Genomic DNA, 18,919 nt, shown 5'->3' with positions numbered 1-18,919 from the left:
ATATCTCCGCGCCGAAACAGGGGCCGGTGTTTCGACTGTGGGCGTTATTCGCTCCGCTGCGTTATCGGTGACACCGAGCGGAGAATTCGGGCTCAGGCTTCGCTCAGCGGGAAATGGCAGGCGGCATACTGCCCCGGCCGGACCTCCCGGACCTCGGGTTCCTCCTCTGCGCACCGCTGCTGAGCGTACGGGCAGCGGGTGCGGAAACGGCAGCCGCGTGGTGGTGCCAGTGGTGAGGGAATATCACCCGCCAGCGCCGGCCCCGCGAAACCTTCCTCGGGGTCGGCGAGTGGTACCGAATCGAGTAACGCCCTGGTGTAGGGATGTGCCGGGTTGTCGTACACCTCGATGGCGTCGCCGAATTCGCATACCTTGCCGAGGTACATGACCATGACGTTATCGCTGATCGTGCGCACGACACCGAGGTCATGGCTGATGAACACCACGGTCAGGTCGTATTCGGCCTTGAGCTCGGAAATGAGATTGAGGATCTGCGCCTGCACCGAGACATCCAGCGCGGATACCGGTTCATCGCAGATCAGCAGCCGGGGACCGACGGCCAGCGCCCGCGCTATCGCGACACGCTGAGCCTGACCACCGGACAGTTGCCGGGGTAACGAACCGGCGAGCCGCTCGTCTATCCCGACCTTCGCCAGCACTTCCTCGGACGTCGACTCGCGTTCGTCCGCAGATTTCCCGGCCACGGCCAAGCCCTCGACCACGATATCGCGTACCGGCCTGCGCGGATTCAGTGAGGCCACCGGATCCTGGAAGATCATCTGCATCTCGCGCCGCAGCGTACGCATGCGGCGACCGTCGGCCTCGTCGATCTGCTCGCCGGCGAAGGCGATCCGGCCGGAGTTCAGCTTGTCGAGGCGGAGTACGGCCCGGCCGGTCGTAGACTTCCCACACCCCGATTCCCCGACGATTCCGAGGGTTTCGCCGGGTAGCACATCGAAACTGACCGACGACACCGCCTGAACGGTCCCGCCGTCGGTGTCGTACTCGACCACCAGGTCTCGGACGCTGAGCAGCGCCGGCTCGTCGCGCAGATGCGCGGCTCCGCTACCCGCCATGGATATCACCACCGGATTTCGAAGGGACTGTTGCGGTTCCGGGAACCGGATGCACGCACGCCACCGAGTGGTCCGCGGCGATTTCGGTCAGCGCGGGGCCGGGATCCTCGCGACACTCATCTGCGACGTGGCCGCACCGCGGCGCGAACCGGCAGCCCGGAGGCGGTGCTGCGGGATCCGGTAAGCCGCCCTCGATCAGCCGCAGTGGGGCGTACCGCTCGCGACCGATCGTCGGCGTGGCATCCATCAGGGCCCGGGTGTAACGGTGGCGAGGGGCGGTGAAGACCTGCCGGGTTGCGCCGTATTCGGCGAGCCGCCCGGCGTACATGACCGACACCCGGTCGGTGCGACCCGCGACCACCGACAGGTCGTGGCTGATCAGCATCAGCGACATCCCCCGGTCCCGCTGCACGCGGCGCAGCAGGTCGAGGATCTGCCGCTGGATCGTCACATCCAGGGCGGTGGTCGGTTCGTCGGCGATCAGCAGGTCGGGCTCGCAGGCCAGGGCGATGGCGATCATCACTCGTTGCCGCATCCCACCGGACATCTCGTGCGGGTAGTTGCGTAGCCGCCGTTCCGGATCCGGAACCCCGACCTCGCGCAGGAGCTCGAGGGCGCGCGTTCTCGCTTCGGAACGGCCGGTTCCCAGGTGTTTGCGCATGCCTTCGGTGAGCTGGCGTTCGACGCGTACGACCGGATTGAGCGACCGCCCGGGGTCCTGGAAAACCATGGCGATCTGCTTTCCCCAGATGTCGAGCTTCTCCTTCTTCGACAGCGCGAGGATATTCCGGCCGCGGAACATCACCTCCCCGGAGTATCCGGCGCGTGGCGGCAGCAGGCCCATGATCGCCCGGGCCATCACCGACTTCCCGGATCCCGATTCACCCACCACGCCCAGTGCCTGAGCGCGGTCGACATCGAAGGACACATCGTCCACCGCTCGCACGACACCGCGTTCGGTACTGATATAGGTATGCAGGTTTCGCACCTGCAGATTCGGTTGAGCAGTCATGGTTCTCAGCTCTCCTCGGGACCTGCCCGCTACTCGGCGATCCACAGCTCCTCCGGCCGGACCGAGCCGGCGCCGTACATGGTGAGGCCGCCGACGTTCTTCCCGGTGGCGGCGCCCGCGACAGTGCGGGTGTAGAAGATGGCGGGCATCAGTTCGATCAACCGTTCCTGAACCGTCCGGTAGGCCGCCTTGCGCTGCTCCACATCCGTCGACGTCCGGCCGGTATCGAGTGCCGCGTTCAAAGTCTCGTCGTCGATACCGGCGGTGTTGCGGCTCGAGTCCCCGTGGAAGGCCGTGCCCAGTCGCGGCTCGGGATCGTCGAAGAACGCGCCGCCGGTCATCACGTCGAAATCGTGCGTATAACGCAGCTTGATCAGATCGATGATATCGATGACCTCCACTTCGACTTCGACATTGTCGAACGCGCTGAGCTGAGCCTGGACGCTTTCCGCCAGCAGCCGGTTCTCCGTCTGCGCGGTGGTGGTGTAAGTGAACTTCACGGGCTTGCCCTCGGCCGCCAGCTCGTCGAACAACCGTTGCGCGGTCGCCGGATCGTGCGTGTCCAGGGGCAGATCCGGCGCATGGTACGGGGAGGTTTCGCGGAACAGCGTGGTCGGGAGTTCCCCGCTTCCGTTGTAGATCGTCAGGTTGAGCGCGTTCACATCGAGGGCGGCCGCGACGGCCCGGCGGGCGCGGACATCGTCGAACGGCGCGCGCCGCATATTCAGCGACAGGTGCTGTCCGCCGTGCAGCGGCGAAACGGCGGTGGGGAAGCCTTGATTCTCCAGCTTTTCGATACTTCCCCAGTTGGAGCTGATGATCACGTCGGAACCACCGCTGATCAGCGTGTTGTAGCCCTGGACGGAGTCGCCGGAGGTGCGCAGCTCGATCCGGTCGAGGTACGGTTTCGGCGCATCCCAGTACTGCGGGTTCTTGACGAGCTCGATCACATCTTGGCGTGCCCATCGCTCGAGGGTGAACGGGCCGGCGCCCACCGGGGCACGGTCGAAGGCGGCACGCCCCGGTTGCAGTGCCCGGGGCGAGGCGATCCAGTTCATCGAACTTTCCACGATGGTGTAGGCGAAATGCGGTATCGGGTGCCGCATCGTCACCCGCAGCGTGGTCGGGTTCACGACCTCGGTCGCCGCGATCACCGCCGCATCCTCGACATAGGACGATCCGTTGGCCGGGTCGGGGAACCGGTCCCAGTTGTATTTCACGGCCGCCGCATCCAGCGGGGTCCCGTCGGAGAACCGCAGATCCGGGCGCAACGTCAAATCGAATGTGGTGCCCCCGTCTCGCGTGGCGAAGCCGGTCGCCATGGTGTATTCGATTTCCCCGCTATCGGGATCGTTGACCATCAACGTCCCGTACAGGGCGTTGCCGAGCAACGCGTTGATCACCCACTGGTTTCCCATGGCAACCGGGTCGAGGGTGCGCGGTTCACTGATCTGGGTGATCTGGGCGGTACCGCCGGCCACCGGATCGCCGCCGGGGCCGGTGCCGGTGACTGCTCCGGTTCCGCCGCAGGCGGCCAGGATGAGAGCGGTGCAACACACAGCGATCGAACGAAAGAGCGATTGTCGGAACATCATTGTTCCTCTCAGAGGAGAAGCGAGAAAAGAAGCGGCGGAATGTCAGTCGCGCATCGTGCGATCGAACCGGCCACGCAGGTGGTCGCCCGCCTGGTTCAAGGCGAAAACGGTGCAGAAGATGACCGCGGCGGGCACGAAGACCAGATGCGGTGCGGTGGCAAGACTGTCCTTGCCGTCGGAGATCATGCCGCCCCAGCTCGGTGTCGGGGGTGGGATGCCGAGCCCGAGAAAGCTCAGCGATCCTTCTGCGACGATGAGCGCCGCCATGACGATCGGGAGATACGCCAGCAGCGGTGGCAGCACATTCGGCAGGATTTCCCGGCCCAGGATCCGGCCGTGCCCGGCACCCATGTTCCTGGCGGCGAGTACGAACTCCCGGGCCGTCCACGTCAGCGTGTTCGCGCGGGCGAGCCGGATGAACGAGGGGATGATGATCAGTGAGAGGCCGACCATCAGGGTGCCCAGGCCCGGGGCGAAGACCGCCGTCAGCGCCATCAGCAGGATCAGCGGCGGGAACGCCAGCATCGTATCGCTGAGCAACCGGATGCCCGCATCCGTGCGTTTCTGGAAATAGCCGCCCAGCATCCCGATACTCGACCCGAGTGCCGAGCCGATGAGAGTCGCGACCGTACCGATCAGCAGCGACACCTGGGCGCCGTACACGCACCGGGACAGCATCGACCGCCCCAGATTGTCGGTACCGGCCAGGAGATCGAGTGATCCGAGTTGCGGAGGTTGCCGCGGTGGGCCGACCGGGACCGAATACGACGCCAAGGGCAGCAGGTCGGCGAAGATCGCCGCCGCGATCATCACGAACAACCAGGCGTAGGAGAGGTACACCACTATCGAGCGAGGTGTGCGTACCCGCGGGACTTCCGGTTTCTCCGGCCCTTCGAGCCGCTGCTCGCGCTCGATCCGGACTTCGGCTCGGGTCATACCGTGGCCACCTTCCTGACCCGCGGGTCGATCAGCTCGTAGCTCGAGTCGACCAGGATGTTGATGACGACGTAGACGACCGCCATGAACGCGACGATGCCCTGCACCATGATCAGGTCCCGGGAGACGATCGAGGAGGCGAGCAACTGGCCGAGTCCGGGTAGCGAGAACAGCGTTTCGACGATCACCGTCCCGCCGATCAAGCGCCCGAGGTTGATGCCCGCCAGGGTGATCAGCGAGAACGACGACGGGCGCAGCGCGTGCCGGAACATCACGTACCATTCGTTCATCCCTTTGGCGCGGGCCGCCCCGATGAAATCCTCACGCAGAGTGGTGATCAGGTCCGTACGCAGCAACCGGTGGAATGCGGCGATCTCCATCAACGACATCGCGATGGCCGGCAGCAGGGCGGACTGCAGGTTCAGCCCGATCCCGTCACCGATACGGTTCCATCCAGCCACCGGGGCCCAGCCCAGTTCCACGGCGAAGAAGTAGATGAGGACCGGGCCGGCGACGAACGCGGGTACCGAGAGGAAAACAGAGGAGAGCGCGGCGGTCCCCCGGTCGACCGGGCTTCCCGGCCGCATCGCCGAGATCACGGCGAGGAAGACCGCGCTGACCAGTGCGATGACGAGTGACATCGCGGCCAGCTGGAACGTCACCGGCAACCGCTCGGTGATCGCCGTTGTCACCGATTGTCCGGTGAGCGGTGAGGTTCCCAGATCACCCTGGGCGGCATTGGCGATCCAGCTGAGGTATTGCATCCACAGTGGCTCATCGAGGCCGAGTTTGCTGTTGAGCGCCGCGACGGCTTCCGGTGTGGCGGCGTCGCCGAGGATGGCCTCCGCGACCGATCCCGGGGCGAAACTCAGCAGCACCACGACCGCCAGGGTGACCAGAAGGACCACCAGCAGGCCTCTGCCCAGTCGCCTCACGATGGAAAACATCATCCACCTTCGCCTTTCCGGAGCGCGCGACCGTCCGGCCCGGCACCCGCGGGGTGCCCGGCTCGCGTTTCACGGTCTGATGCGGGCTGACGCGACCCTCATGAGAATTGCATTCTTCTCATAGAGATTCATGTTCGCGCAATGGGTAGAATCATATTCTACATAGGACGGCGTCGTGAGAAAACGACGAAAGTACTTCGACGCCGCCGATTTTCCGGGGCACGGCGGCGCCCGATACGCAGCGGAAAGGCGACGACGGTCAGCGCATCCCGACCCGGGCGTGGCACAGCCGTCACCGAGGGCTTCCGGCGACCGATCGTCTCCCGTTGCTCCGTTCGGCCCGGCGCCAGGCCCGGCGGCTGAGCAGACGCAAACCGTTGAGTCCGACGATCACCGTGGACCCCTCGTGGCCGGCCACGCCCAACGGGAGCGGGAGATGCCCGATGAGATCCCAGAGCACCAGGACAGCGATGAAGGTACCGGCGATTGCGAGATTGGCGAGCACGATCCGCCGGGCCCGCCGGGCCAGCGCGATCACGGTGGGAACGGTGGTCAGATCATCCCGGACAACCACCGCGTCGGCAGTCTGCAGGGTCAGGTCGGATCCGGTGCGGCCCATCGCGATCCCGACGTGGGCGGCGGCCAGGGCGGGCGCGTCGTTCACACCGTCACCCACCACGGTCACCCGCTCACCGCCGCTTTCCAACCTGCGCACGGCGGCGACCTTGTCCTGGGGCAGGAGCCCGGAATGCACCTCGGTGATGGCCACCTGTCCGGCCAGCCGGCCGGCGGTTGCCTCGTTGTCGCCGGTCAGCAATACCGGTGTGGTGCCGGTCGATCCGATGACTCCGGAGACCGCGGCAGCAGCCTCCGGGCGCAGCTCGTCGGTGAGCCCGAGAACGGCAATGGGTTTCCGTTCACACAGGACGACCACGGCGGTATTCCCGCGCTGCTGGAGGTCGTCGACGAGTGCATACACCTCGGCAACTGCCGGATCGGTGACGCCGGCCAGCACGGCGGGGGCGCCGACCTGGACGGAACGGCCGTCGACCAGCGCCGACACACCCCGTCCCGGGCGGGAGACGAATTCGGTGGCGGTGGGCAGCGAGAGGCTGCGGCGGCGGGCAGCACGCACGACGGCACCGGCCAGCGGATGCTCGCTGCCGTATTCGGCGGCCGCGGCCAGCCGCAGGATCTGCTCCTCGGCGAAGAGACTTCCGGGCAGTGGCCGGATTTCGGTGAGCTCGGGGACGCCGCGGGTGAGCGTACCGGTCTTGTCGAAGGCCACGCGGGTGGTCGTGCCGAGTTGTTCCATCACCACGGCGGATTTGACCAGCACACCGTGCCGGCCGGCGTTGGCGATGGCGGCCAGCAGCGGCGGCATCGTCGCCAGCACCACCGCGCACGGTGACGCGACGATCATGAATGTCATGGCGCGCAACAGCGCGGATTGCAGGTCGGCGCCGAAAAGGAGCGGCAGGAGGAAGACGGCGAGGGTGACCGCGACCATCCCCACCGAGTAACGCTGCTCGATCTTCTCGATGAACAGCTGAGTTTTCGCTTTGGTCCGGCCGGCCTCTTCGACCAGTCCGGCGATCCTGGCCACCACGGAGTCCTCGGCGCGGCGGTCCACCCGGATCCGCAGGGCGCCGGTGCCGTTGAGGGTTCCGGCATACACCTCGTCGCCGGCGGACTTGTCCACCGGCATCGATTCGCCGGTGATCGTGGCCTGATCCACTTCGCCGGCACCGGCGGTCACCGTCCCGTCCGCGGCGATCCGGTCGCCGGGGCGTACCAGGATCACATCGCCGATCGCCAGATCGACGGCCTCGACGGTTTCCTCGCCGCCGTCCGCGGTGAGCCGGGTGGCAGTATCGGGAGCCAGGTCCAGCAGTCCGCGCAGGGAATCCTCGGTCCGCGCTGTGGCCAGGGCCTCCAGGGCACCGGAAGTCGCGAAGATGACGATCAACAGCGCACCGTCGAGGACCTGACCGATCGCCGCGGCACCGACGGCGGCGACCACCATCAGCAGATCCACATCGAGTGTTTTCCGGCGCAAGGCCCGCAGGCCGGCCAGGCCCGGCTCCCACCCTCCGGTGACATAGCAGGCCAGGTACAGCGCCCACCAGAGCCACGCCGGTGCACCCAGCCATTGCGTGACCGAGCCCAGCAGGAAAAGGACCAGAGCTGCGCCCGCCCAGTGCGCCTCGGGGAGCGCGAACAGCCCGGTTCGCCGCGGCGGCGCCTGCGGCGCGGCAGCCGGTCGGCGGGACGTGGCAGTGGTCGAAACCACGAGAAACCTCCAGAGGGTCGGAGCACGGCGGCCCACCATAACAGAATAAATGAACACGTCTTCATCTATTCAATAACAGTGAGCTAGACTCTACGGTCATGGGACATGGGGTCGAAGGCCGCGACCGGCCCGCCGCGCGATTGGACGCCGAGTCCGCCGCGCGCGTGGCGACCACACTTCAGGCGCTCGCAACCCCCAGCCGGCTACTGATCCTCACCGAACTCCGCCAAGGTTCGCGCGCAGTCTCCGAACTCGCCGAAGCCGTGGGCATGGAACAGTCGGCGGTATCCCATCAGCTCCGGCTACTGCGTAATCTCGGCCTGGTCACCGGCACCCGTTCGGGCCGCAGCATCGTCTACGGCCTCTACGACAACCATGTAGCGCAACTGCTCGATCAGGCCGTCTACCACAGCGAACATCTCCGCCTCGGCCTGTCCGACCACGACGAACCCGCTACCGGAACCGCCGCTACCGAGGCCCTCGCCTGACACAACCGCCATTCGCCACCGAGACCCGCCTCGCCGGCACGGGGGGGCGGACACACCGCCGACCGCTCCGACGGCTTCGGCATCGCGCACTGCCGGCCGGGCTCGAGAGTGAGCCGCTGATCGTTCAGCCGTTCAGGATCGCGCGAGCGGATTCGGCGAGCCGCGCGGGCCGCTCCGCCAGCTCCGGCACGTCGATTTCCTGCTCGCCCATCACTCCGGCACGGAACCGCGCCGATACCCCCTCCGCGATGGCTGCCAACCGCCACAGCGCGAAGGCCCGGTAATAGGGCAGATCGTCGAGAGACCTGCCGGTGATGTCGGCGTAACGGGACAGCACCGTGTCGATGTCGAGGTAGCCCTCGGCGGGATCCGGAGCCCACCCGAACGGCTCGGCCGAGGTCCAGGCAGTGGTGAGCCAGCCGATATCGGCCATGACATCGCCGACGGTCCACAGCTCCCAATCCAGCACCGCGCGCACGGTTCCATCGGCCCCGATCAGCAGGTTTCCCGGCCGGAAGTCGCCGTGGGCGATCCCGGTCCAGCGTTCGCCCGGCATCCGGCGGACGAGCAGGTCGTGGACCTCCCAGATCGGCCCGGGACCGACACCGCCGGCGGTGAGCTGGCGGTGCCAGCGGCGCAGTTGGCGTTCCAGATAGCTACCGGGCCTGCGCAGTTCGGCCAGCCGTCCGGTCGTCGTATCGACAGCGTGGACGGCGGCGAGCGTGTCGATGATGTTGCGGGAGAGGGCGGCCCGGGACGCCCGGGGGATCACGGCGGCGGATTCGCTGTTGTCGGGAACGATACCGTCCACGTATTCCATGACATAGAAATCCGCACCGGTCACGGCATGGTCGGTGCAATACCCGAGGACCGGAGGAACGGGAACCCGGGTCCCCGCGAGCAGGTCGAGGATCCGGAACTCGCGCACGACATCGTGCGCGGAGGCGAGGACGTTCCCGGTGGGCGGCCGGCGAAGCACCCAGCGCGCGCCGTATCCATCGTTGTGGACGCGATAGGTGAGGTTGGACCGGCCGCCGGTGATCAGATCGAACCCCAGCGGCGGCACGACCCCCGGGATATGGTCGGCAAACCAGGCGGTGACCCGCTCGGTATCGATACCGGCGACAGTGCTCCGACCGTCCGGTAGGCCGCTTTCCTCGTGACTCATCGATTCGCATCCCCTCGGATCCCGCCACCGGTGCAGCGCTACCGGTGTTCTGTATCCGCCCAGTCTGCGTCATATGAGACGTTTTCCGCTAGTGCCCCATATTGCGAATCGGCAGCTCTCCGGGGCGTCGGCGAGTAATCGCCCCGGCCGGTTACGCCCCCGGCCGGGTACGCGATCACGATCCGGCGGTGACCGGGGCGGCGAGCCCCTGTTCGTCGATCATCCGTTCCAGGACGACGAGTGTGTCGTCCAACCCCGGCCCCGAACGGCGGCCCGGTGTGAACGTCGCGGGCAGTTTGCGCATCCCCTGGATCACACCGATGGTGTCGTAGTGCACGGTCGCCTCGGGGTCGCAGTGGAAATCCGGAATGCGGTCCAGCACTGCCACCAGCATCCGTTTGAACACCGTGCGCGCGAGATTGGATCCGATACAACGGTGGATACCGAGACCGAAGCTGGTGTGCCGATTACCTTTACGATCCAGAACCACGGTGTCCGGGTCCGGGAACACCGCGGGGTCCCGGTTCGCCATCGCCCAGGACAACCACAGCCGCTCGCCTTCCTCGAAGCGCTGGCCGGCGATATCGCAGTCCGCGGAGATTGTCCGGCCGTCACCGGGTGCGGGGGTGAAGTAACGCAGGAATTCCTCGGTCGCCGGGTTCAGCAGAAGCTCGCGCTCACGACTGAGGGTTTCCCGCTCGGCCGGATGCTCGGACAGCCATTCCAGCGAGTGCGCGGTCAGCGCGGTTGTCGTATCGAACCCGCCGCCGATGAGCAGGCCCAGCATCCCGAGCAGATCGATATCTTCGGGCTTCTCACCGTCGATCTCCAGTCGGGCCAGACCGTCGATCAGTCCGGGCCGCGGGTGCTCGCGGATCTCGTGCAGGTTCGCCAGCAGGTCCAGGCCCATCGCCATGTTCAGTTCCTGCACCCGTTCCCGATCGGGTGAATCCGGTGGGGTGTACACCACCGCGTGCGAGGGTTCGTTGTAGACGACCCACTTCTCGAGCGGAATCCCGAGCATGCCGAGAGTGACGACGGCGGGGACGATATTGGCGAGACCGTCGACGAAGTCGATCCGGCCGGACTCGATCTTCTCGTCGAGACACGCCCGCACCAGCTCATCGGTGAAGGGCTCCCACCGGCGGACGGCACTCGGTGACAGGTACGGGTTGAGCACCGCCCGGAACCGCCGATGCTCGGGATCGTCCATCTCCAAGATGCCGTTACGCATCGGCATCGGGGTCTCGGCGAACGGAATAGTGATGCCGAGATACCCGCGGCGCTCGTTCTTGTAGTCGCGATCGTTGGATACATGCGGGCACCGCGCGAGTTCGAACACTTCCCGGTGACCGGCGGCGACCCAATGACCGCCATGGGTTTCGGTCCAGGCCACCGGGCATTTCTCGTGCATCTCCCGGGTGATCGCGGCGAATCTGCCCCGGTACTCCGGAGTATGGCGGTCGAAGTGATAGACCTTGCGGGCCCGAGCGGAGTCCGCCGATTGCTGTTCTGTGTCCACTGCTGTTTCCTTTCGAGGGCGAGAACTCGGTGCCGTTCACCTGCCTCGTGGTTTCGGCGCGCTGAGTTCGCGCAGCGCCGCCGAGAACAACTCGTCCATATGCGGGCTCAGGCCGGAGAGCGTCGCGGCGTCGGCGTATCCGCCCGGGCCGAAGACGCGTTCGAGCGTGTCGGTGGTGGTGGCCGCGCCGATGGTCAGGCAAAGGCTCGCGATCCCGTCGGCGCGCAGTTCGTCGACCGCCTTGCGGGTATCGGCTTCCGCATAGCGGCTTTCGTAACCGTGGTCGTACGGCAGGGCGTCGGTGAGAACGAGCAGCAGGCGATACGGTGTGCCCGCTTCGGTATCGAGAATGCGCCCGGCACCGCGGATACCGGCACCGAGCCTGGTGTAGCCGGAAGGTTCGAGTTGCGCGAGGCGCGCACGCTCGACGGCGCCGAACCGCCGGGCGAAGGTTTTGATCGCCGCGAGGTGGACGGCGTGGCGGCTGTCGGAGCGGAATGCATAGACGGCGACACGGTCACCCAGCTCCTCGAGCGTCGCGGCGAGGGTGGCGGCCGCGCGACGGTGGTGCTCGTGGACGGCGAGACCGTCGGGATCGGTATCGGTAGCGGAACCGGACGTGTCGAACAGGATGAGGACACCGAGATTGCGGGCGAGTTTGCGGGTTTCGGCGTATACGTTCTCCGCCGGCGAGTGGCCCGACCGGATATCGACGACCAGATCGAGCAAGGCGTCGATATCGAGTTCTTCTCCGTCGGGACGCCGGCGTAGCACCTTGGGGCCCAGGCCGACCCGGGCCAGCCGGCGCCGGAGCATCTCGTCGTGCGGGACGGCGGCGGCGGAGGTATCGGCGGCGGTGGTCAGCGGGAAGTCCAGGACCCGGCACCACTCGGGCCGGTACCGGTTGTCGTGGACATCCCATTCCGGGTACCACGCTCCGCCTGTTCCGGTGACGGCACCGGGTTTTCCGTCGACCACGAATGTGATCGGGGTGGGCAGCGGACGGGCGTCGCCACTGGCCGTACGGCCCCGCCGAACGGATCCGGCCCGCATCTGGGCACCGGCATCGCTGTCACCGGAAGCACGCGAAGTGCCGAGCAGTTTCCGCAGCAGATCGGCGAGCTTCTCCGAGTTGACCATGGGGTTTTCGAACAGTTTCAGAATGCGGCTGGTGCCGTTTCCCTCCGGGTCGTTGTCTTCGTCGTCGTCCTCGGGCTCGGCCCGTTCGGGGAGATCGAATTCCAGCCGCAGGTCTTTATCGGTCGCCCGGGCGCTCGGTCCGCTGCCCGCTTTCAGCAATCGCGTGGGTTCGATCACCCCGAACCACTCCGGTGGCTCGGCTATCACCGCCTTACCTCTGGCGAGGTCGAGTGATTCGCCGGCGGCGGCGGTGGCCGCTTCCCCGTACGGTGCGAGCGCGGCGGCGAGCGGAACGTGGCGGGCGAGCTCGGTGAGCCCTCGCCTGCCTTCGAGCGCCAGATAGCGGCGCGCGACGTGCGGACGCCCCCGCAGCCTCTTGACCACACGTGGGTCGAGGCTTCCCGCCCGGAGTAGAGCACACTGCACCAGTACTTCACTGCGCTGATAGGCGCCCGGCCGGCCCGCGGATACGAAGACGGCGTCACCGTCGGTATATGCGGCCTGGCCCGCCGGGGCCGCCGCTACTGCGACGGACCGGCCGGCCAGGAAGGTCGCGAGGAGCCGGAACCGTTCCGGACCTTCCGCTTCGGCTGCGGTCATGACGACGGCAGGACGGCGTCCGCGAGTTCACCGAGGGCTCGGACGATATCCGGATCGTCGGACAGCGCTCGAACGATTGCCGACCGGACGGCGGCGCGCAGGCTCAGCCCACCCGCCACCAGCGATCCGGCCAGAATCAGCATCCTGGTCGAGGACGCTTCGCGCAGCGGCGATCCCTCCAGATTCCGGATGGCATTACCCAGTGTTACCAGGGAGTTCGCGATCTCCGGAGCGACCCCGGCCTCCCGCGCCACCACCTCCCGCTCGATATCGGGTGGTGGGAAACCGAGTTCGATCGCGATGAATCGCTGCCGGGTGGACTCCTTGATGTTCTTCAGGACACTCTGATATCCGGGGTTGTAGGAGATCACCAGCTGGAATCCCGGCGCCGCCGGCACCGTGGTGCCGAGCCGGTCGACGGGCAGCTCGCGGCGATGGTCGGCGAGCGGGTGGATGACCACCGTGGTGTCCTGCCGCGCCTCCACGATCTCGTCCAGATAGCAGATACCGCCTTCGCGGACAGCGCGGGTCAACGGGCCGTCGACCCATACCGTTTCGCCGCCTTTGAGCAGGAATCGGCCCACCAGATCCGCGGAGGTCATATCCTCGTGGCCGGCGACGGTGATCAGCGGGCGGCCGAGTTCGTGCGCCATGGCCTCCACGAAGCGAGTTTTCCCGCAACCGGTGGGGCCCTTCAACAGGACCGGCAGTCCCTGGCAGGCGGCCGCGCGGAATACTTCCGCCTCGTCTCCGACCGCCCGGTAGAACGGTGGCTGCACGCCGGGGCGGCTCACCGCTGTGGCTGTGGCTGTGGTCGGCATATCAGTCCTCCGGCTGGAACGGCACGATCTTGGGAACCTCGACTCCGTCCGGAAGGACGAGCTCACCGTCTTTGTTGATGTACCCGGAGTCGTTGCGTGGCATCGGCAGATCGGGATGGGGGCAGGGCCTGTCTGTTCCTTCCCCGCAGATACCACCGGTGAAGTACGAACGCTCCTGGATATCTTCGGGCCAGGGATCCGCGTGCTGGCCGACCAATTGCGCGGGAAGGTTGTAGAAGACGAAGAAGATCGCACTCACGGCGGCGAAGATGGCCAGGAATCGGGTGAGCTGCTGGCGGACGACACCACCTCGAACCTGGTCGATCCCGCGCTCCACAATCGTGCGTCCGCGATCATCGGTGAAGAAACGCAGGCAGGCCAGGCCCGCTTGCACCGCGCCCCACATCAGGCCCTCGTAGATCGGCCATTGGTAGTAGTGACCCGCGTTGACCGACAACGACTGGATTGCGCCCGGGAAGGTGTAGAGCCCGAGCGGCAAAAGCACCAAGCCTTCCATGACGAAGTCGAGGACGAAGGTGAATGCGAACGTGACGCCGACCAACTGGAGGTTGCTGATTCCGGGCCAGCGCGATTTGACCTTCCGCATGAACCAGCACACGCCGATCGTGATGAGCAGCACGCCCCATGCGTAACCCGGGACGTTCATCAGTAGCGGTTCGGCGACCTGGGCGCCCGGCTCCTCCTGCGATACCCAGCCCGGAACGTGCGGTGCCCACGACCCCCTGTTGAACATCCAGGTGTTGTACGTGCACCACGTGTTCACATAGTTCAGGAACGGGTCCTGGAAGAACATCAGGCCCATGGACGCCAGCAGTATGCCGTCCAGGGTGATCCGGCGCTCGCGCCACCACGGCCTGATGATCCACCAGTAGATGGCGATGGGGAAACCGATCAGGACGCCCGCCGTCCAGATGCTCAGGATCGTCTTCATGAGCAACGGCGGATCGTTCGGGCCGGTGGGCACCCGCTCGAAATAAGGGCCGGTGACCCATCTGGTCCAGACATACACCTGGAGCGCCAGGATCAGCCCGCCGGCGGTGGCCCAGAGGTAGATGCCCTTGTTCACCTGCCGTTTCTGGGTGCCCAGGGTTTTCGCATCGCCGATGGTCTCGGTGATCTGGGGAGTCTTCTCGTTCGACAGTTCGCTCATGCAACTGCCCCTTCTGGATTGCGTTCCGCAGCGCTCACGGGCCGGCTCGCCGCCGGCGGCGACTCCGCGATGCGCTCGATACCACCGGCGCCCAACGGAAGTCGGTCTTCCGCGGCGGTCTGCCTGTTCCGGCATCCGGCCCTCCGCCAAGATACCAATGGGTATCTGGAGTCACAATAGGTATCTGAGATCCATGTTAGGATCGAACGCGTGGTCGAGCGTTGGACGAAAGAACGGCGATTGGAACGCACCCGTGTGCTCCTCCTGGATGCCGCCGAGGAAGTGTTCGCCGAAAAAGGTTTCGCGGCAGCCACCCTCGACGACATCGCCCACGCGGCCGGCTATACGAAAGGCGCCATCTACAAACACTTCTCGGTGAAGGAAGAGCTGTTCCTGGCGGTGAGCGACCGATACTGGCGCCGCTACTTCGACAACTTCTCCGAGGTCCTCTCGACCGTCACCGCGGTGGGGCCGCACGAACTCGACCGGGTCGCCGAACGGTGGCGCCGGCTCGGCCGCGACCGCGGGGCCGAACACGCCGCACTGGGGCACGAGTTCAGCCTCTATCTCCTGCGCAATCCGGAGGCCCGCGCGCGCGTAGCGGCCAAGAGACTGGAAGTGGCCGAAGAGCTCGCCGCATTCGTCGCCGAGAACCTCGAACGCGTCGGTGGCAGCCTGACGATCACTCCCCTGGCCTTCGCCCACGTCCTCATCGCCACCAGCGATTCCGTGATACTCGGAAGCCAACTCGACGATATCGACCTCTACCGGCCGATCCTCGAAATGTATCTATCCGTCGTCAAACTCCCCTGACGCCCCCTCCTCGACGGCTCGCATCGCTCCTGCGAATTCCCGTGGCTGCACACCTTTCCCGCGGGCCGGCGTGAAAGAAGGCACCATGAGCGCTCCCGTCCTCGTCACCGGCGCATTCGGCCAGGTCGGCAAACGCGTCACCGAACTCCTGCTGTCCAGGGGACATACCGTGGTGGCCACAGATCTGCGCACCGGCACCGCCCTGGCCACCGCGGAAAAACTGGTCGCGGCAAGACAACCGGGCGCCCTGCGCACACACTTCGCCGATCTGCTCGACCGCGACGCCGTCGAGACGCTCGTCGGCGACCACCACCCCGGCACGATCATCCATCTGGCCGCCATGTTCTCCCCGCAGTCCTATCGCAATCCCCGCTTGGCCCGGAAGATCAATGTCGGCGGCACCGAGAACCTGGTACACGCCGGTCGGCAGCTACCGGCCGCACCGCTGCTGCTGTTCGCTTCCAGCGCCGCGGTCTACGGTTCCCGTAATCCGCATCGTCATCCCGAACGCATCACCGCGGAAACACCCGTGGCCCCGATCGACCAGTACGGCGAGGACAAGGTACTGGCCGAAGGCGTCATCGCCCGCAGCGGTCTGCCCCATGCCTTCCTGCGGCTGGGCGGTGTGCTGTCCCCCGATACCACCGCCGGTATCAACGCCGATCATCTCGTGCTCATCCGCGCGACCCCCGGCGACAACCGGCTGCACGGCGTCGATGCCCGCGACGTCGCGCTCGCCTTCGCCAACGCTGCCGGCCGCCGCGACAGCATCGACGGCAAAGTACTGCTCATCGCCGGTAACGACAGCTATGTCCACACCCACCGCGAGGTCGAGGATTCCATGTTCGAAGCCATGGGCATCGGCCGGCTCGGACCGTCGGCAAGCCTGCCCGGCAACCCCGGCGACGACCGGGGATGGGCCTTCACCGGCTGGTTCGACACCACGGAATCACAAGCGCTGCTGGACTTCCAACGGCACGATTGGCCGGAGACGGTCGCGTGGGTCGCCGGGGCCCAGCCGCGTTTCCTGCGCGCCGCCCTCCGCACGACCGGCCCCCTCCTGCGGCCGGCGATCCGCACCGCCCTGGCCCTGCAGCGGCGCTTCGAACACCGTGGCCCCTACGCCGAACCCTGGTCCCTGATCTCCTCCCGGTACGGCCCACAGGCCCTTGCTCGCGGTAACGGAGAATCCGGCTCCTGAGGGCGGCGACCCGGCAGGAGCACGCATCCCGCCGACCACACCCGCGTCGTGGCCATCGTGCCGGCCGCGCGATATCCCGATCCCCAGGACGGTCGGTCAAGGCACGGTGATGACCGCCGTGTACAGCTCGAGGACCGGCCGGTACAGGTCGGTGTTGTTCAATTCGGCGGCCAGCATGATGCTGTCGCTCGTGGCGATCAGTATCTGCGCGAACGTGGAAGCCGGAATGGCGAGTGTGGCACCCAGCTTGCCGAGGCTTTCGACGATGAAGGCCGTGAGCTCGTCGTGGACCTGCTGCTGCTGCGCTACCACGCGGGCGCGGGCCGCGGGATTTCGGAGCAGGTAGAGCGTGAATTCGTAACCCAGCGCGGCCTGCTGGGCGCCGCCGCTCTCGGCGAGCCGGCGCCACCGTCCGGCGATTTCGGCGAGTTCGGCCTCGCCGATTTCGGTGACCGCGGTCAGCAGTTCGGTGAAGTTGTCGAAGAAGCGCCGCCAATACCGTTGGTGGACGGCCAGGAAGAGATCTTCCTTCGCCTTGAAATGCACATAGATCGCTCCGCGCGTGTAGCCGGCGGCGGCAGCGATATCGTCGAGGCTCGCCGCGCCGAAGCCCTTGGCGGCGAAGACCTCCTGGGCCGCGTCGACGAGCAGGCTGCGCGTGTGCTCGGTGCGTCGTTCCCGGGTCCAGCGCTCCACCATCGCACCATCCTGCCAAAAGAAAAACCGCATACGCCTGACAACTTCACATACGAGTCCGTATGTTAGTGGCATGGCCGTATCTTAAGTACGGTCCGGACACTCGGCCGCTCGCCGAGCGATGACCGACAAGCCGCCCGAGGTGAACCGATGTACTCGGGTAGGCACTCCCAGGGAGGAGCGACGGCAATGACCGTCCCCGCAACCAGCGAAGTCTTCTTCGATCCCTACGACACGGGTCTCATCGCCGACCCGTACCCGATGTTCGGCAGGCTCCGCGAAGAGAAGCCGCTGTACTACAACGAACAACACGACTTCTACGCGCTGAGCCGGTATTCCGACGTCAACAGCTGTCTGTCCGATACCGCCACCTACAGCTCCGGCCGCGGCAACGTCCTGGAACTGATCAAGGCCGGTATCGAGATCCCGCCGGGGCTGTTGGTGATGGAGGACCCGCCCCGCCACGACATCCATCGCCGGCTCGTGGCCCGGATGTTCACGCCGCGCACGATCAGCAGGCTGGAACCGATGGTGCGCGAATTCTGCGCCCGCAGCCTCGACCCCCTCGTCGGCGGCACCGGATTCGACTTCATCGCCGACCTCGGTGCCCCCATGCCCATGCGAGTGATCTGCATGCTCCTGGGCATCCCCGAAGAAATCCAGGAGGCGGTCCGGGACCACTCCAATTCGCAGGTGTCCACCGAAGACGGCCGCCCCATGACGGCAGCCTCGGACGGATTGGACGACGGCCGGATCTTCGCCGAATACATCGACTGGCGAGAAAAACATCCCTCCGACGACATCGTGACCGAACTGCTCAACGTCGAGTTCGAGGACGAAACGGGCACCGTACGGCGGCTCACGCGCGACGAACTGCTGATGTATGTGAACGTGGTGGCCGGCGCCGGCAACGAGACCACGACACGGCTGATCGGCTGGGCGGGCAAGGTTCTCGCCCAACACCCCGGCCAGCGCCGCGAGCTCGCCGAAGACCCCGGACTGATCCCCCGGGCGATCGAGGAACTACTCCGCCTCGAACCGCCGGCGCCCCATGCCGCACGCTACGTCACCCGCGATATCGAACACTACGGGCACCGCGTACCCGCGGGCAGCGTCATGATGCTTCTCATCGGGGCAGCCAACCACGACCACCGCCGATTCCCGCCCGACGCCGACCTTTTCGATATCCACCGCCCGCCACAACCCCATCTCGGATTCGGGATCGGCGCACATTTCTGCCTCGGCGCGGCCCTGGCCCGCCTCGAGGGACGGATCGCCCTCGAAGAGGTGCTACGACGCTTCCCGGAATGGGACGTCGACCTCGCCGCGGCCCGGATGTCGACGACCTCGACCGTCCGCGGGTGGGACACCATGCCCGCCGTGCTGCCCTGACCGGCACCCGGACACACTCAGCGGACGCACGGTCGTCCGCAACGATCG

Annotated in this window: 16 protein-coding genes; 4 read left to right on the top strand and 12 right to left on the bottom strand. The window is 66.5% G+C overall.

The features are described from left to right. Positions 1-92: 92 nt before the first annotated feature. From ON22_RS28875 to ON22_RS28850, 6 genes are all read right to left on the bottom strand, one after another. Complete coding sequence (locus ON22_RS28875) at positions 93-1,076, bottom strand: ABC transporter ATP-binding protein (protein ID WP_033245522.1); 984 nt, start codon at positions 1,074-1,076, stop codon at positions 93-95. Next, entirely contained in the window at positions 1,066-2,088 is a 1,023-nt protein-coding gene (locus ON22_RS28870; RefSeq protein ID WP_033245523.1) for an ABC transporter ATP-binding protein, read from the bottom strand. The genes ON22_RS28875 and ON22_RS28870 overlap by 11 nt, the downstream gene beginning before the upstream one ends. 29 nt (positions 2,089-2,117) lie before the next feature. Beyond that, entirely contained in the window at positions 2,118-3,680 is a 1,563-nt protein-coding gene (locus tag ON22_RS28865; protein ID WP_197039694.1) for an ABC transporter substrate-binding protein, read from the bottom strand. Between the two features lie 45 nt (positions 3,681-3,725). Next, positions 3,726-4,619, bottom strand: a complete 894-nt coding sequence (locus tag ON22_RS28860) for an ABC transporter permease (protein WP_033245525.1) — start codon at positions 4,617-4,619, stop codon at positions 3,726-3,728. Next, a complete protein-coding gene (locus ON22_RS28855; protein ID WP_255218568.1) occupies positions 4,616-5,566 on the bottom strand; it encodes an ABC transporter permease in 951 nt (316 codons plus the stop codon). Before ON22_RS28855 ends, ON22_RS28860 begins: the two co-directional genes overlap by 4 nt. Positions 5,567-5,858: 292 nt before the next feature. Continuing rightward, positions 5,859-7,859, bottom strand: a complete 2,001-nt coding sequence (locus ON22_RS28850) for a heavy metal translocating P-type ATPase (RefSeq protein WP_033245527.1) — start codon at positions 7,857-7,859, stop codon at positions 5,859-5,861. A 98-nt stretch (positions 7,860-7,957) separates the two neighbouring features. On the opposite strand from ON22_RS28850, the gene ON22_RS28845 reads away from it, so the two are divergent. Further along, entirely contained in the window at positions 7,958-8,347 is a 390-nt protein-coding gene (locus ON22_RS28845; RefSeq protein WP_033245528.1) for an ArsR/SmtB family transcription factor, read from the top strand. Positions 8,348-8,471: 124 nt separating this feature from the next. Here ON22_RS28845 and ON22_RS28840 read toward each other — a convergent pair whose 3' ends face one another. The 5 genes from ON22_RS28840 to ON22_RS28820 all read right to left on the bottom strand — a co-directional run bounded on the left by ON22_RS28840 (position 8,472) and on the right by ON22_RS28820 (position 14,769). Continuing rightward, entirely contained in the window at positions 8,472-9,515 is a 1,044-nt protein-coding gene (locus ON22_RS28840; protein ID WP_051158230.1) for a phosphotransferase family protein, read from the bottom strand. 175 nt (positions 9,516-9,690) lie between these two features. Beyond that, positions 9,691-11,037: a cytochrome P450 gene (locus ON22_RS28835; protein WP_033245529.1), complete on the bottom strand. Its 1,347-nt coding sequence runs from the start codon at positions 11,035-11,037 to the stop codon at positions 9,691-9,693. Between the two features lie 36 nt (positions 11,038-11,073). Then, positions 11,074-12,777, bottom strand: coding sequence for a nitric oxide reductase activation protein NorD (locus tag ON22_RS28830; protein WP_033245530.1), 1,704 nt, complete (start codon positions 12,775-12,777; stop codon positions 11,074-11,076). Beyond that, positions 12,774-13,598 carry a CbbQ/NirQ/NorQ/GpvN family protein gene (locus ON22_RS28825; RefSeq protein ID WP_033245531.1) on the bottom strand — a complete coding sequence of 275 codons (825 nt, stop codon included), beginning with the start codon at positions 13,596-13,598 and terminating at the stop codon, positions 12,774-12,776. Before ON22_RS28825 ends, ON22_RS28830 begins: the two co-directional genes overlap by 4 nt. A gap of 1 nt (position 13,599) precedes the next feature. Further along, complete coding sequence (locus tag ON22_RS28820) at positions 13,600-14,769, bottom strand: spirocyclase AveC family protein (protein WP_033245532.1); 1,170 nt, start codon at positions 14,767-14,769, stop codon at positions 13,600-13,602. A 210-nt stretch (positions 14,770-14,979) separates the two neighbouring features. Here ON22_RS28820 and ON22_RS28815 point away from each other — a divergent pair, with 210 nt between their 5' ends. Both ON22_RS28815 and ON22_RS28810 read left to right on the top strand, forming a co-directional pair. Further along, complete coding sequence (locus ON22_RS28815) at positions 14,980-15,582, top strand: TetR/AcrR family transcriptional regulator (RefSeq protein WP_033245533.1); 603 nt, start codon at positions 14,980-14,982, stop codon at positions 15,580-15,582. A gap of 85 nt (positions 15,583-15,667) precedes the next feature. Continuing rightward, positions 15,668-16,783 carry an NAD-dependent epimerase/dehydratase family protein gene (locus ON22_RS28810; RefSeq protein ID WP_033245767.1) on the top strand — a complete coding sequence of 372 codons (1,116 nt, stop codon included), beginning with the start codon at positions 15,668-15,670 and terminating at the stop codon, positions 16,781-16,783. A 96-nt stretch (positions 16,784-16,879) separates the two neighbouring features. On the opposite strand, the gene ON22_RS28805 is transcribed toward ON22_RS28810, so the two are convergent. Then, complete coding sequence (locus ON22_RS28805) at positions 16,880-17,482, bottom strand: TetR/AcrR family transcriptional regulator (RefSeq protein ID WP_033245768.1); 603 nt, start codon at positions 17,480-17,482, stop codon at positions 16,880-16,882. A gap of 186 nt (positions 17,483-17,668) precedes the next feature. On the opposite strand from ON22_RS28805, the gene ON22_RS28800 reads away from it, so the two are divergent. Beyond that, the gene (locus tag ON22_RS28800; RefSeq protein WP_033245534.1) at positions 17,669-18,871 is read left to right on the top strand and encodes a cytochrome P450; all 1,203 of its coding nucleotides are present in this window, start codon (positions 17,669-17,671) and stop codon (positions 18,869-18,871) included. Positions 18,872-18,919: the final 48 nt, after the last annotated feature.

Source organism: Nocardia carnea NBRC 14403, assembly GCF_000308515.1.
In the GTDB taxonomy this organism is placed as follows: domain Bacteria; phylum Actinomycetota; class Actinomycetes; order Mycobacteriales; family Mycobacteriaceae; genus Nocardia; species Nocardia carnea.
Note: the sequence above shows the minus strand (reverse complement) of the source record. Positions and strands in the feature narration are given on the sequence as shown.